Annotated in this window: 16 protein-coding genes; all 16 read left to right on the top strand. The window is 49.5% G+C overall.

Annotation, left to right across the window (positions count from 1 at the left end; all coding sequences use genetic code 11):
• Positions 1–91 precede the first annotated feature (91 nt).
• Entirely contained in the window at positions 92–256 is a 165-nt protein-coding gene (locus BHE18_RS23000) for a Flp family type IVb pilin (protein WP_141771926.1), read from the top strand.
• Between the two features lie 63 nt (positions 257–319).
• Entirely contained in the window at positions 320–835 is a 516-nt protein-coding gene (locus BHE18_RS17790; protein ID WP_235860367.1) for an A24 family peptidase, read from the top strand.
• The gene (locus BHE18_RS17785) at positions 832–1182 is read left to right on the top strand and encodes a TadE/TadG family type IV pilus assembly protein (protein ID WP_071619851.1); all 351 of its coding nucleotides are present in this window, start codon (positions 832–834) and stop codon (positions 1180–1182) included. Before BHE18_RS17790 ends, BHE18_RS17785 begins: the two co-directional genes overlap by 4 nt.
• 1 nt (position 1183) lies before the next feature.
• Positions 1184–2092: a Tad domain-containing protein gene (locus tag BHE18_RS17780; protein WP_071619850.1), complete on the top strand. Its 909-nt coding sequence runs from the start codon at positions 1184–1186 to the stop codon at positions 2090–2092.
• 18 nt (positions 2093–2110) lie between these two features.
• Positions 2111–2701 carry a Flp pilus assembly protein CpaB gene (gene cpaB / locus BHE18_RS17775; RefSeq protein WP_071619849.1) on the top strand — a complete coding sequence of 197 codons (591 nt, stop codon included), beginning with the start codon at positions 2111–2113 and terminating at the stop codon, positions 2699–2701.
• Complete coding sequence (locus tag BHE18_RS17770; RefSeq protein ID WP_071619848.1) at positions 2698–3897, top strand: AAA family ATPase; 1200 nt, start codon at positions 2698–2700, stop codon at positions 3895–3897. The genes cpaB and BHE18_RS17770 overlap by 4 nt, the downstream gene beginning before the upstream one ends.
• Positions 3898–5223, top strand: coding sequence for a CpaF family protein (locus tag BHE18_RS23335; protein WP_071619847.1), 1326 nt, complete (start codon positions 3898–3900; stop codon positions 5221–5223).
• Between the two features lies 1 nt (position 5224).
• A complete protein-coding gene (locus tag BHE18_RS17760) occupies positions 5225–6193 on the top strand; it encodes a type II secretion system F family protein (protein WP_071619846.1) in 969 nt (322 codons plus the stop codon).
• Between the two features lie 3 nt (positions 6194–6196).
• On the top strand, positions 6197–7120 hold the full coding sequence (locus tag BHE18_RS17755; protein WP_141771925.1) for a type II secretion system F family protein: 924 nt from the start codon (positions 6197–6199) through the stop codon (positions 7118–7120).
• A gap of 222 nt (positions 7121–7342) precedes the next feature.
• On the top strand, positions 7343–9265 hold the full coding sequence (locus tag BHE18_RS17750; RefSeq protein ID WP_071619844.1) for a hypothetical protein: 1923 nt from the start codon (positions 7343–7345) through the stop codon (positions 9263–9265).
• A 98-nt stretch (positions 9266–9363) separates the two neighbouring features.
• Positions 9364–10074 (top strand): N-acetylmannosamine-6-phosphate 2-epimerase, encoded by a 711-nt coding sequence (locus tag BHE18_RS17745; RefSeq protein WP_071619843.1) that lies wholly within the window; start codon positions 9364–9366, stop codon positions 10072–10074.
• A gap of 5 nt (positions 10075–10079) precedes the next feature.
• Positions 10080–10937, top strand: coding sequence for a MurR/RpiR family transcriptional regulator (locus BHE18_RS17740; RefSeq protein ID WP_071619842.1), 858 nt, complete (start codon positions 10080–10082; stop codon positions 10935–10937).
• A gap of 76 nt (positions 10938–11013) precedes the next feature.
• Entirely contained in the window at positions 11014–12375 is a 1362-nt protein-coding gene (locus tag BHE18_RS17735) for an extracellular solute-binding protein (RefSeq protein WP_071619841.1), read from the top strand.
• A gap of 183 nt (positions 12376–12558) precedes the next feature.
• Positions 12559–13449, top strand: a complete 891-nt coding sequence (locus tag BHE18_RS17730; protein ID WP_071619955.1) for a carbohydrate ABC transporter permease — start codon at positions 12559–12561, stop codon at positions 13447–13449.
• A complete protein-coding gene (locus BHE18_RS17725) occupies positions 13436–14278 on the top strand; it encodes a carbohydrate ABC transporter permease (protein WP_171910743.1) in 843 nt (280 codons plus the stop codon). The genes BHE18_RS17730 and BHE18_RS17725 overlap by 14 nt, the downstream gene beginning before the upstream one ends.
• An 86-nt stretch (positions 14279–14364) precedes the next feature.
• Positions 14365–15237, top strand: a complete 873-nt coding sequence (locus tag BHE18_RS17720) for an ROK family protein (protein ID WP_071619839.1) — start codon at positions 14365–14367, stop codon at positions 15235–15237.
• Positions 15238–15268 lie beyond the last annotated feature (31 nt).

Here is a 15268-nt window from a genome sequence, read left to right as displayed (position 1 = left end):
TCATTATAATGAACTATTATAGAGCTATAAGGTTGTTCTTAAAAAAGAACATCCGGATAATATATCAAACAATTAATAGGAGGAATTTAAAATGATGAACAAACTAAAGCAGCTGGCAGTGGAAGAAGAGGGTCAAGGGTTATCTGAGTATGGGTTGGTGGTTGCAGGTGTTGTAGTCATAGTTGTTGCAGCGCTAGCTCTTCTAGAAGGAGAAATTAACGAATTATTCGGCGGATTATTAACAAACGAAGAATAGTAAACCAAAGCCCTGCCTAAAAAACAGGGCTTATCCCAATCCACATTCCAGAGGTGAACCAAATTGATTCTTATTTATAGCATTCTCGTTTCAGCCCTGCTGGTCTCCCTGATCACGGACCTGAAATCTAGGAAAATATTAAATATCGTTACGTTTCCAGCCATCTTATCCGGTCTCATCTTCTATTCCATTACTCAGGGGTGGGATGGATTTTTTTTTAGCAGCCTGGGGATGCTGGCCGGTATCGCAACTCTGCTAATCCCGTTTTTACTTGGAGGAATGGGAGCGGGGGACGTCAAACTGATGGGGGCCGTCGGGGCACTTATGGGAGCGTCGTTCACGCTTCAAAGCTTTGTATCTGTTGCACTTTTAGGCGGACTCATCTCGATCGGATTGATCATCCAAAAAAGGGGCCTCTTGCAATCTCTCAAATCCCTCTACATATTTCCGGCCCTCCTGATGGGGACAAAAGGAAGGATCCTCATTAAACCTCAAATGGAATCTCCCATCCTGTTCCCTTATGGAGTCCCGATTGTACTTGGTACATTATTAACGTTTGTATGGAGTGTTGCCATGTGAGAAATGAAAAAGGCCAGTCGCTCGTTGAATATGCTATGGTGCTGCCGCTTTTGTTGCTCCTTATTTTCGGGATCATAGACTTCGGAAGGTATTTTCATGCGTACCTCACCGTGGACCATGCCGGCAGGGAGGCGGCCCGTGCTGCAAGCGTCGGGAAAAATGCCGTGGATGCAGCCGTGAGGAATGGCACAAGCATCGGCTTGTCATCCGGTCAGGTACAGGTTTCGGAAGCCGGCGGTGAAGCGTTTGTAAGGATTATTTATCCCATCACGTTTGTGACGCCGGTCATAGGGTCCCTGGTCGGTCCCCTTCAAGTGGATGATACGACCGTGATGAGGATTGAATGATATGAAGAGAATGATATTTTTACTAAAAAATGAAACAGGTAATATCGCTGTCACGACGGCGCTCTTCCTGGTGGTATTACTGGGTTTCACCGGTCTGGCCCTGGATGGCGGCAAGATTTATTCGGCAAAAAGTTCCCTGCAGAAAGCGCTGGATGCTTCCGTATTGGGAGGCGTTCAGGTGGTTGCCAGCAAAGGGGAGGCAGTTGCGGTGACAGTGGCAAAGGATCTCGCCCTGAAAAACGGACAGACATTGGAAGGGGGATCGATTGCGACGACCAGCCGGTCTATCAAAGCCACTCAGCAGGTGAGTGTCCCGCTGACATTTGCCAAGTTCTTCGGATTTGACAGTACAGTGGTAGAGGCCTCGGCTAAAGCTGTTGCCGCGCCGCTTAAAAAAGGATTCCATATCACCCCGATCGCAGTCGAAAAGGACTCGCTCCCTCATAATACCGAACTGAAATGCGACAAGACAGGCAGTCATCGCGGGAACTGCGGTTATTTGGCTTTTGATGGAAGAGGGGCTGCGAATCTTGCAGACAATATCATCAACGGCGTGGAAGTTTCCGTTGGCGGCCTTGAGACTGTGGTCACTGAGCCGGGGCAGAAATGGGGACCGGTAAAAAGCGCATTTCAAACGTTGATCGATCAAGATGCAGGGAAGCCCCATTGCCAAATCCCCGATACGGCAGACGGGAAATGTTCCAGGGTGATCTATATTGTTGTGATCGACACGTGGGACGGTGCGAATGGAAGGGATACCTTGAATGCTGTCGGTCTGGCTGCCTATTGGCTTGAGGATGTCCGGGAACCAAAACGCGTCATCGGAAAATTCATCAAGACCATCGGCGCGGGGGAAGGGGATGAAGGAGCCCCCGATTACGGACTTTATGGTGTGAAATTGGTTGAATAAATGCTGCGGGAGGATGTTATGAAAACGAAACGATTATGGATCTTATCTTTACTATTTGGAATCATTGCAGCCCTGGCTGCATACGTCGTTGTGTTCCCGCCTTCAGCGCCTGTTCCGGCGGCTACTACTGCAGCAGCGGACAATGAGGATGAAAAGCAGGCAGAGAAAGAGCCAGGAATTGAAAGCCGCCAAATGAATAATAAAATGCTTGAGGTGGAAGAAGGGAAACGGGCTATGTCGTTAAAAGTCACCGCTTTGGAGCAAGGGGTCTCAGGATACGTAGAGCCCAATTCTTACATTGATATCATTGCTTATGAATCTGCAAAGGATGAAAAGACAAAGAAAGAATTCCGGACAGCAAAACTCGTCCTTCAAAACGTCAAAGTGCTCGGTTCAGGGAAATCGGCTGACGGGGAAGATGAAGCTCTCCGCTATGAGACCATCACTGTTGAAGTGACACCGGAACAAGGCGTTGAACTGAGCCTGGCTTCCAGGGATAAAGACGGATTTTATTTCATGATGCGCGGAGAGGGCGACGGGACGGTCGAGGATAAAGCCATTTCGTTTACAAGGGAAATCATTAAGGAAGGCGAGAGTGAGGAACAATGATCAATTGGTTTTATTATTGTGATACGAATGCCGCGCCCGGTGATCTCGAGCTGATTTTGCAGAAGCGTTCCTATGAACTTCTTCAATTCCCGCATTTGGACGATCTGATTCACCGGATCAAAGACACGGATCATTCCATTTTATTCATCAAGGCGAATACGCTGCAAAACGGATATGATCTCTGTCAGGAGATGTCCATTCTTTTTCCTTATCTTTATATCATCCTGATCGTGCCGGATAACATGGAAAATACACGAAAAGCCATGAATGTCGGAGCATCTGATATCCTGCGGTTCTCCTCGGATCTGGAAGAGAAAAAAGGTGCAGTTGAAAGAGCGGTGAAATATTTAAAGCTTAGGGAAGAAGGGGTCAGCTATCATCTGGCAAAAAACTGCAGGGTCCTCTCCGTCTGCAGTCCGAAAGGCGGGATCGGGAGGACGGCTGCTGTCGTCAATCTGGCGGCGGCTTTTGCCAGGATGGGAAAAAAGGTCGGCGTGCTGGATGCGAATCTGCAGTTTGGGGACGTCGTCATACAGCTTGATCAGAAACCGGGCGGGACGATTTATGAGTGGGTGAAAGAGGAATATGAGCGCCACAGTTATTCCATTGATAACTATCTGGCTGTCCATGAAAGCGGTGTGTCGGTAATGCCGGCGCCTTCAAGGCCTGAATTTTTTGAAATGATATCAGAGATCCATATAGAAAAAGTGATTGAAGAAATGAGGATGAGGTTTGATATACTCCTCATCGATACCCCTTCATACCTGTCGGAAATCCATTTGAAATGTCTGGAGCGTTCAGACGAATGCCTCCTGCTTGTGACAGATGAAATCCCGGTACTTAAAAGGAGCCGGCTCTTCATTGAAGCCTTGGAGGCTTTTCAGCTGCATGAAAAGATAAAGGTGATACGAACCCGGACAGCCAGGAAACAGATCGATCAGCATAAAATGGAAAGGGTCCTGGATATTCCGATTTTTGCTTCCCTGCCTGAACAGGGGCAATTGGTATCACAATCCATCGACTTGGGGACGCCCGTGGTGATTTCCCAGCCAAGAACCCCGATTGGAAAAGGCTTTTTAAATCTTGCACGCACATTGGCAGAAAAGCCGGTGGAAGCAGCGGAAGCAAAGCTGCAGGAGCCTTCAAAAAAGTCTAAAAGAATGAGAAGCCTCGTACCGATGAAGGGGAGGGTGTAGATGGCCGTATTCAATAAGGTTGTGACAAAGGAATCCCCGAGTGCGGAGCGGGTTGAAAAGGGGAGAGTCAGGGCACAGGCAGCAAGTGAGTTTTGGGAGACCGGTTTGAGACTCCACCACTTCATTATAGAAGAATTGAAAAAGCAAACCGGACATAGTGAAGAACAGGAAAAGCTGATCATTAAAGAGTTAAGTGAAGAGTTTATCAAAGAAGAAGGCGGCCGCATGACCTTTGAAGAAAAGCAGATGCTGATCGAATCCGTGGAGGATGAACTTCTTGGATATGGTCCCATCACCCCTCTCCTTGAGGATCATTCCATTTCGGAGATCATGGTGAATGGTCCGAAGCAGGTGTATTATGAGCAGGACGGCAAGCTTATCCGGAGTTCAGTCACGTTCAGGGATGACGCCCATGTGCAGAGAGTCATTGAAAAAATCGTTTCTCCGATAGGAAGGAGGGTGGATGAAAGCTCTCCGATGGTGGATGCACGCCTGCCGAACGGATCCCGTGTCAATGCGATTATCCCCCCTCTTTCCTTGATTGGCCCGACTGTCACGATCAGAAAGTTTGCCGAGACCCCGTTTACTGTGGATGATTTAATCGAGTTTGGCAGCTTGAACAGCGATATGGCTGAATTCCTGAAGATTTGCGTCATGGGGAGAATGAATATTTTTATCAGCGGGGGTACAGGGTCAGGAAAGACATCTTCTCTGAATATCCTGTCTTCTTTTATCCCTCAAGATGAACGAATCGTGACTATAGAGGATGCAGCCGAGCTGAAGCTGTCCCAGGATCATATCGTATCGCTTGAAGCGAGGCCGAAGAACATTGAAGGAAAAGGGGAAATCACGATCCGGGATCTGGTCCGGAACGCGCTCCGGATGCGTCCCGACCGCATCGTCGTCGGAGAGGTCAGGGGTGCGGAAGCACTCGACATGCTTCAGGCGATGAATACAGGACATGATGGCAGCTTGAGCACCGGACACGCGAACTCCCCTCGCGATATGCTGTCCCGGATTGAAACGATGGTCATGATGGCGGGGTATGACCTGCCTGTTCGTGCGATCAGGGAACAAATTGCGAATGCGCTGGATCTTATCGTTCAGCAGGTGAGATTGAAGGATGGATCAAGGAAGATCACCCATATTACAGAAGTGCAGGGAATGGAAGGCGATACCATCGTCCTGCAGGATTTATTTTTGTATAAAGAGACCGGAAGCGGCCAGGGAAGATTCTTCTCCACCGGAATCAGGCCGAAGTTCATCAGCCAGCTGGAGGAAGAAGGACTGTCCGTATCGCCTTCCTGGTTCAGGGGGGAGTGGTAGGATGGAACAGATCACGCTGGCCGCTGCGACGCTACTCTTGACTACGACCGTCTTTTACCTGATCGGTTCGGCAGTCATGAAAAAAAAGCGTCATCGTCAAAGGATAGAGAAGTATCTGACCTCTTCCCCCCTTATTGAAGAAAATAAGGAAGAGACCGGTACTGGTAAAAAACCTGCAGGCGGTAGATTGGTTGCAGCATTGGCCCGGGCGCTGGAAGGCATAAAATTCGGCGATAAGACAAAAATGCTGCTCGTACAGGCAGGGAGTTCCCTTACTCCCCCTGAATTCATGGCGATCCGCTTGATCGTTGGGGGAGCGGCCGGATTCGTGCTGATGCTGCTGCAGTTCCCTTGGATCCTAACCGTCATAAGCCTGCCGGTCGGCTACTTGCTACCTAAAGTCTTTATGCAGAATAAACGAAAAAAGAGATTGCAGTCATTACCCTCTCAGCTGATCGATACGCTAGGGATGATGGCTAATTCAATGAGGGCCGGCTTCAGTTTTATGCAGGTCATGCAACTGGTTGGAAAAGAAATGCCTGCTCCGATCGGACCCGAGTTTGAAAAAGCGGTTCGTGAATCAGGCATGGGAGTACCATTGGAAACGGTATTTAAAGATATGCTGGAGAGACTGCCGAGCAAAGAACTCGAGGTTGCCCTCGATGCGATCATTGCCCAGAGAAAAAGCGGAGGCAATCTGACTGAACTGCTTGAAACGATGGAGGACACCATCCGGGGCAGGGTGAGCATCCTCGGGGAATTGAATACATTGACCTCCCAGGGGAAGATGTCGTCCATCATCATTACTTGTCTTCCAATCGGGCTCGGGATTTATCTCTATGTGATTGATCCGGATTACTTCAATCCGCTGATCTCCCAGCCTTTGGGCATCTTCATGCTGGTGACGGCCGCTGTATTCATCGTGATCGGCTGGTACACCATTCAAAAGATCCTTCGAATCGAGGTGTAAGAATTGAATCTAATATTTCTGATTCCAGCGATTTGTTCATTTACCTGTCTGTCAGCGGCACTGCTATTCTCTCTCAATCGTAAAAGTCTGCTGCTTGAGGGGAGGATCTCGCGGACTTTTCCCCTCAAGGAGAAAGGTGCATCCGATATGGACCCGTTGAGTCAAAAGAAGTCCGGAAAACCTTTCGTCAGCCTTTGGGCGAGAGGGGTGAAGACGGTGGGGAAAAGGACTTCGAAGGGCAAGCAAAAGAAACTTGAGCATCTTCTTCGCGATGCAGGCTATTCGGGTAAAATGACGGCGGTGGAATTCCGGCTCCTTCAGCTGTTGATCAGCGGCGGAAGCGGTGCGCTCGTTTTCTTTTTGATCGCAGCGGCGGCCGGCCAGCCTGCTGTCACGCTGCTGCTCTCAGCCGCTGTTTCATTTCTTGCTTTTCAGTACTGTACATTTTTCCTCAGTAAAAAAAGGACGCGGAGAATCGCCGAAATCAATCGGGAAATGCCGGATTTCTTCGATACTGTCAATCTGCTGATTGAAGCCGGCTTAGGGCTGGATGCAGCGCTGCTGACAGTCTGCCATAAGAAAGACAGTCCGCTTTCAGATGAATTCATGATCGCGCTAACCGAAATGAAAAGAGGAAAATCGAGGAGGGAAGCCTTCTATGAACTCAGGATGCGCGTTCCCTCCGATGGACTTCAGAGGGCACTGACCACCATGATCCAGGCAGACTACCTGGGGGTTGGGATGTCAAAAGTCATCCGCAATCTCACCATCAGGCTCCGGGAACAAAGAAGGGAATCAGCAAGGGAACAAGCCATGAAAGCCCCGGTCAAAATGCTCTTCCCCATGGTCTTCTTCATCTTCCCGGCCATCTTCATCGTCTCACTCGGCCCGCTCATCGTCAAAATCCTCACCGAAGGATTGATGTAAAGAGGTACAGGGGGACAGGTTCCTTGTCTCAGGATGGGACAAGGAACCTGTCCCCCTGTCTCATTTCCCCTGTCTCATTTCCCCTGTCTCATTTGTGTCTTTAATTCAACTTCCATTTACATCCATTCCCCAATATGATTCTATAAATATATAGGATATTTCCTCCAAAACAAAAAGAATAAAAGAAAAAATTCTCCATAAAATGATTCCAAGGGGGTACAAATGAATAGAATCAAACTTGCCATCATCACTTCGGTTCCAGAGACCGACCTTATACTGGTCCTCCTCAACTCAGAAGCAGACACCACCATCCTGAAACCGACCGATCTCAGACGGGGACAGCTGGATCAATTCGACTCCTTCGCCATACTTGGCGGTACACAAGACCTGCCGCTGCTTTTGGACCCAAGGGACAGAAACCCACTTGAAGCACAAATCAAAAAAGGCAAAAAGGTTTTTGTCGAATACACGGCAAGCATCGGAAACGTATACTTCAGCAAGCCTGAAAGCACACGGTATGAACGGCTGGTATACACGTCCACAGACATCCAAACACTCGAAACAGGCACAGTCCTCGATGACCAGTGCGGGATGCGGATTAAACCTCACGAAATTTCATGTACGAAAAACACACCCATCTTGCAATTCTGCAGAATCGACACCCACGACTTCATAGAAGTTTCAAAATCGACAGTCTCCATTATCTCAGACAGGGCCCTCTGGCTTGATGACCCGGAAAACCTGCTCATCTGTTCTTTCAGGTTATCAAACTTCAAAAAAGCCCGTTACGCCCCATGGCCCGATATCAAGAACGTCATCGAATTCATCACCGGGTGGCTTGTCGATAAACCAGTATCCCTTCAAGATTATCCACCATCCTATGAAACTCAATTATCTTCTCAGCATTCGTCATTTGAAAATCAAATCAAGGAAACCACACAGCAGGCGATGAGCTGGTTCGAAAACGCTTCTATACTCGTTAAAGATGGGAAAGGAGGAGCCATAGAAGGGCTCGGAACCGAGATCCATCCAGACGGGACCCAGCGGATCAGTACGACTCTAAGGGCTGACTGCATCGGTGAAATCTCGTTATCCTACTTGCTGGATTATATGCACAACGGCAATCGGGAAAGTCTCCAAATCTCGGATAACCTGACCGATTTTATTTTCGAAAATTATTTATGCCAGTCCGGGGACCATCTATCCGGCATGATGCGCTGGACGCATGAAGCGTGGGGAGTATGCTATCAGGATGACGTCGCAAGGGCCGTCATCCCGCAGCTGCTGAAATGCCTGTATCTAAAAAGTGATGATCACCTCGCTCAATGCATCAATGCGCTGAAATTTTTAACAGCCACGACCGGCACCGATGGGACCCGGGTCTTCCGGACGGACAATCTCGACCTTACACCTGAAAAAATCAATGAACTGAAAGAAAGTCCCGGCGATCTCCCGAGTGCCCATTACAATGCTTACTACCACGCCGCCCTGCTGCTGGCTTACAAGTTAACAAATATCGAAGAATTCAAAACTACGGCGGTCACCGGATTGACGACGATTATGAATGTGTATCCGGATACGACCAGGGAACAGAGCGAGACACAGGAATACTGCCGTTTGATCCTTCCGCTCTCCTGGCTTTACTGGGTGACAAAAGAGGAAGAGCATAAAGCCTGGTTATACAGGGTGAGGGACGACTTGATGGAAAGAATGCACCAGGGAGGCGGCTTCCTGGAATGGGATACCGGTTATAAAGCAAGCATGCGCCATGCGATGGGGGAAGGGGAAAGTTCCCTCCTCACGAAAAACGGCGATCCGGTCATCGACCTCCTGTATTCGAATAACTGGCTGCCGATGGCGTTCATCCAGGCCTGGTGGATCACAGGTGATGAAGCGTTCAAGGAGTTATGGGAAGAGTCAGCCCGGTTCTTTGCCAATGCCCAGATCAGAAGCGGTAATAGACTGATAAATGGAGCATGGGCAAGGGCCTATGATGTCACCCGGAAGGAAGTATTCGGCTCGCCGGCCGACAGCGGGTGGGGGCCGTGGGCGGTCGAATCTGGGTGGACGGTTGCCGAGGTGACGTCCGGATTGTATATGGGGCTCGTGGAAGAGCGGCTTGCTTCTTTTCATAAAGGAGGATGATCTGGTATGCCGGCTGAGGGAGGATTTCTCCGTTATTTTTATAGAAAAAGAAAAAAGAATTCACTACAAATCTACAAGTCTAAAAGCAGGGAGTCAGTATGAAAAGAGAAGAATTCCTGGACCATATCAAACACAAATTAATCGTTTCGTGCCAGGCTTACCCCGGTGACCCATTGTTCGGGGCGGACATGATGGAAAGAATGAGCGCGGCAGCAAAGGAAGGCGGTGCCGCTGCGATCAGGGCAAACGGGAGGGAAGATATCATCGCCATTAAAAAAGCCGTGGGTCTGCCTGTCATCGGGATCGTCAAGCGGGATTACGATGACAGCTCCGTTTATATCACCCCGACTGTGAAAGAGGTCGATGAGCTGCTCGCCACAGGGGTCGATGTCATTGCCCTTGATGCCACCCAGCGGGAGCGGCCCGGAGGAGTTACGCTGAAGGAACTCACGGATTATATAAGGAACCGCAGTGGCTGCCTGATCATGGGCGATATTTCAACGGCAGCAGAAGGGAAAGCTGCGATGGAAGCCGGCTGTGATTTCATCTCGACGACGCTGTCGGGGTATACCCCATACAGCCGTCAGTCACCGGAAGTCGATTTCGACCTTGTTAACGAGCTGGCAGAAGAATTCACCGTCATAGCCGAAGGGAAGATTCAAACACCCGAACAGGCGGCGGAAGCTTTCAACTATGGAGCCCATGCTGTAGTGGTAGGTACAGCAATCACACGGCCGGAAGCTATCACCAGCCGATTTGCTGCAAAAATAAAAGAGAGCTTCGGCTCGCAGAAAATGCAGGGGAGGTGAAGCCGATGATCACAGCCAGTAAATCCAGTCCGATGGTCTTGATCTCAAGCCATTATAAATCGATGACCAAGTCCGAACAAAAGGTGGCGGACTACGTCATGAATCAAACAGAAGAAGCCGTTTATCTGACGGTGACGGACCTTGCTGAAAAAGTGGGGGTGGGTGAGACCACCGTGCTCCGGTTCTGCAGGAAACTGAATTACAAGGGATATCAGGATTTTAAGCTGGCGGTCGCACAAAGCCGGGTCGGGCCGGCGGAAAAGGCGGGAGGCGAGGTTGCCGACACCGATTCACTGGATGTCGTCGCAGCGAAAATCACCCGGCAGAATACGAAGACTCTCGCTGACACGCTTGAACTGTTTCAGAGCGCCGGACTTCAACGGGCGATAGACCTGCTGTCGAAAGCCCGGCAGATCAGCTTCTTTGGAATCGGATCCTCGGGATTGACTGCCCAGGATGCGGAGCACCGGTTCATGAGGATGGGGTTTCTAGTGAACTGCTCGACCGATTCCCACGTCATGGCCATGAAAGCGGCACTGGCCAGGGAAGGGGATGTCGTCGTCGGGATTTCGACTTCGGGAAGTACGAAGGACGTGGTGGATACGATGCGGATCGCCAAGGAAAACGGAGCGAAGGTGATGTGTATTACGAACCACGGCAGGTCGCCGATCACAAAGTACGCAGATGTCATCCTGCTTGCGGCTTCGAAAGAGTCACCGCTGCAGGGAGGCGCATTCTCATCCAAGATCGCTCAGCTCCATCTTCTCGATATCTTGACAAAAGCCATCGAAATGCAGCGCAGAGAGCCAACATACGGCTCCATCAAAAAAACAGCAGAAGCAGTACTCGACAAAATGTATTAGGGACGCGGGGACAGGTCCGCTGTCCCAATAAATTGGGACACGGGACCTGTCCCCGCGTCCCACTTAGGAGGGGTTTATGTTGAAGAGGTTGTCTGTATTTCTTGTATTGGTTTTGATGCTGGCGGCTTGCAGCAGTAATTCTGCAGGCGGCGGTGAGAGTGGAAGCGACTCCGGTAAAGACGGGGGCGAAATCAATTTGATGATGTTTGAGGGTGGATTCGGTTCTGATTGGGTGAAGAGGAGTGCGAAGGAATATGAGGAGATGAACCCTGGCGTGAAGATTAACGTCACGGCATCGCCGGATATCCATACCCAGCTTCAGACACGCTTCATCTCAGGTGATGTACCGGATATCATGAACCCGGGGGCGAAGGTGGATATCCAGGGGCTCATCAGCCAGGGCGAAATCATGGAGCTTGACGAGCAGCTGGAAAAGCCATCCTACGATGATGAAAATGTCACTTGGAGGGACAGCTTCATCCCCGAGCAGTTCAAGCTTCAGAAGGATGGAAAAACATACGGAATCCCGACGGTATTCGGTGCCGGGTATCTGTGGTGGTATGATCAAAAACTCTTTGATGATAACGGATGGGAACTGCCGAAGACATGGGACGATCTGGAGAAACTGAAAGCCGAGGCAGCAAAGAAGGATATTTCCCTATTCGCGCTTCAAGGTATGCATCCAGGGTACTATTTCTATGGATTCTACCTGCCGCTGGTCCAGAAAATAGGAGGAGTGAAAGCAGTGGAGGATGCTTTCAACCTGAAGGAAGGGTCATGGAAATCGGAGGCCTTCTTAAAAGCTGCGGAAGAAACAGCGAAGTTGAATCCTGAAGATTATCTGCTTGATGGGACTCTATCGCTTTCCCATACAGATGCCCAGACTCAATTTTTTCAAAGAAAAGCTCTCTTTGTGACAGCGGGTACATGGCTGGAAGGGGAAATGCAGGACGTCATTCCTGAAGATTTCAAACTCCGCGCAATGAACCAGCCTGGCTGGGAAGGGCAGTCCGATCTTGAAAACAATGCAGCCCCGATCACATCGGGCTGGGGCGGGGCCTTCTATATCCCGAGCAAAGCCAAAAACAAGGAGCTGGCGGTGGACTTCCTGAAGTACCTGTCTTCTAAAGAGTCGGTTTATAAAATGATGGAGCGCGGGCTTGCAAGTACGGTGAAAGGGACTGAAGACAAAATTACTTCAGAGCCGCTTTCAAGTTCCCTTGACGTAATTAGCAAATCCAATAACAAAACCTATCTCCCTACAAGCATCAATGATTCGTATCCTGAGCTCGCCAATAATCTTGTGAATAAAATCCAGGGACTCCTGAATTGGGATGTATCACCGGAAGAATTCGTGAAGTACGCAGAGGAAAAAGCCGGTGAGGTTCGCAAGGATGACAGTATCGATAAGGTGAAGTTTGATTGGGGAAGCAATTAAGGGGCAAATTTCATAGCGAAGTTCGTAAAGAACGTTGATCCCTGCTGAGGCTTTTTAAAAAACAGGTTTCACCCGTTAATAAAATGATCTAAATAAAAGTAGATAGGAGGATTGCCCGAATGATCCGTGATGGTTTATTCGCGGCCGTCCTCTTCATCTATACAGAAAGAGAGACAAGTGGTCATGAATTTAAAAATGCAAAATCGAGTGTTCATTCTGTCCTTTTTGCTTCCGGCCATGCTGATTTACGGGATCTTTGTTATCTATCCGATTCTCTCCGGTTTGACGACGAGTTTTTTCCAGTGGAGAGGGACGGGTGCAAAGACATGGATCGGGTTCGATAACTATCAGAAGCTGCTGACGGATGAAAATTTCATCAATTCTTTGGTGAACACTTTTAAATATACGCTCGTCCAGGTGCCGATCATCCTGTTCCTGGCGTTATTATTCGCTCTTTTGATCACAGGGACGAAAAGTGCTAAATGGGCGAATTTCTATCGTTCGAATATCTTCATGCCGTTTGTCCTGCCCGGGGTGGCAATTGCTTTATTGTGGGCGACGATTTTCAATCCGATCAACGGGCTGTTTAATATCGTACTGCGGACGGTGGGGCTCGATAGCTTGGCGCATGAGTGGCTGGGTGATCCGGATACCGCTTTCTGGGCGATAGTATGGGTGAAGACATGGGCATCGATTGGATTTTACACCCTATTGTTCATAGCGGGAATATCGAATATCCCGAAGGAAGTACTCGAGGCGGCAGATATAGACGGAGCTTCACGTGTTCAGAAAAGCATGCGGGTCATCATCCCGATGCTGAGTCCGGTCGTGAAAGTGGTCGTCATATTCTTGATCTTGAACAGCCTTAAGATGTTCGAGGAACCGCAGCTTATGACCGCCGGCGGTCCGGACCGTTCCACTGAACCGATTTCGCTGTATATGTATGAACAGGCGTTTTCCAATTTCAATTTCGGATATGCCTCTGCAATCGGGGTGGTATTTTTCATCCTGACCTTCATATTCAGCATTTTCACGATTAAAACGATGGGAGGGGATGCCAATGAAGAACATTGATCGGTTAAAAAAGATGGATTGGCCGAAGCACTTGATACTTATGTTCTGGACGGCGCTCATCATCCTTCCGACTCTTTGGGTGGTCATGAATTCATTGAAGACTTCCGGCAGTATTTTGACCGATCCCTACGCCCTTCCCGTTCCTCCTCATGTCGAAAACTATCAGAATGCTTGGGAGGATGCAGGCCTGGGACGCGGGTTCCTCAATAGTATTTATCTTACGATTCTATCCGTTTTCTTCATCGTCTTATTTTCGGCGATGCCTGCGTATATACTGGCCAGAAAGGTGTTCACGGGCAGGAAGTTCGTCTATTATTTTTTCATCAGCGGCTTGATGTTCCCTACATTCGTGGCGATGGTACCGCTGTTCCTGCTGATGACAAAATTGAATCTGCTGGACAATCATTTTGGATTGCTGCTCGTGTATACGGCATATTCCCTGCCTTTTACGATTTTCATCCTGTTCGCGTTTTTCAGGAGCCTGCCGAAATCGCTGGAAGAAGCGGCGCTCATGGACGGGGCCGGACCGTACCGGACATTCTTCTCCGTCATGCTGCCCCTCGCGAAACCAGGGCTCATCTCGGCAGCCATCTTCAACGTCGTCGGCATCTGGAATGAATATGTACTCGCCCTGATCCTGATTCAGTCGCCGGAACTGAAGACCCTGCCTGTATCCGTCGCGAACCTCATGCTCGTCATGCAGTACAAAACCGACTGGGGCGCCCTGTACGCCGGACTCATCATGTCCATCATCCCCGTCATCATCATCTACCTGATCTTCCAAAAACAACTCGCCTCCAACACCACCGCCGGAGCCGTGAAGGAATAGGGACAGGGGGACAGGTACCTTGTCCCAAAACCAAATAAGGGGTGGGACAAGGTACCTGTCCCACCGTCCCGCAAAGGAGGAATTCTATGAAGCAGTATATTGCCTTTGATATCGGAGGTACTCATATTAAGTATGGGATTGTGAGGGAGGACGGGAGTGTGGCAGCCAGTTTCCTTACAGATACGGAGGCGCAATTGGGCGGTACTGCGATCGTCCAGAAGCTGATCCGCCTCAGCCGGGAATTGCTTAAGGAGTACAGGGTTAAAGGGGTGGCCATCAGCACTGCCGGCAGGGTGGATGCGGATAAAGGAATCATCCTTGGGGCAAGCAACAATATCCCTGGGTATAAGGGAATGGAATTGAAGAAGCTGATCTCCGAAGAATTGAACCTTCCCGTCGAAGCGAGAAATGACGCGGACTGCGCGGCTCTATGCGAGCACTGGCTCGGCAACCACGGGGCCTCAAGCTTCATCATGCTGACAGTCGGGACTGGAATAGGCGGGGGGATCATCATAAATGGTGAGCTTCACACCGGCCACTCTTTCAGCGCGGGGGAGTGGGGGTATATGAGAATTGAAGGGGAGCAGTTTGAGAAAGTCGCTTCCTTCCCGGGCCTCATAAGGATGGCCAAGGAATACAAGGGTGAACGGGAGTGGACTGGAAAGGGGATTTTTGACGCATATGACCAGGGAGATCCCGAGATCAAAAAAGCCGTCGCTAAGTTCTATAAACATCTAGCCGTCGGAATATCCAACCTCATCTGCATATTCGACCCTGAAAAAGTAGTAATCGGGGGAGGGATTGTGTTGAGGGGTGAATTGTTCCTCAAAGAGATCAAAGAAGAGGTGAAAAAGTATACAAATGAAGATTTCTATAACCGAACCGAACTTGTACTCGCAAGCCACCAGAACCATTCGGGAATGATCGGGGCCGTTTATCATTTTATGCAGAGGGACTAGGGGACAGGTTCGTTGTCCCAGCGTCTGCTGG

The organism is Rossellomorea aquimaris, from assembly GCF_001877785.1.
Taxonomy (GTDB): Bacteria; Bacillota; Bacilli; order Bacillales; family Bacillaceae_B; genus Rossellomorea; species Rossellomorea aquimaris_A.
Note: the sequence above shows the minus strand (reverse complement) of the source record. Positions and strands in the feature narration are given on the sequence as shown.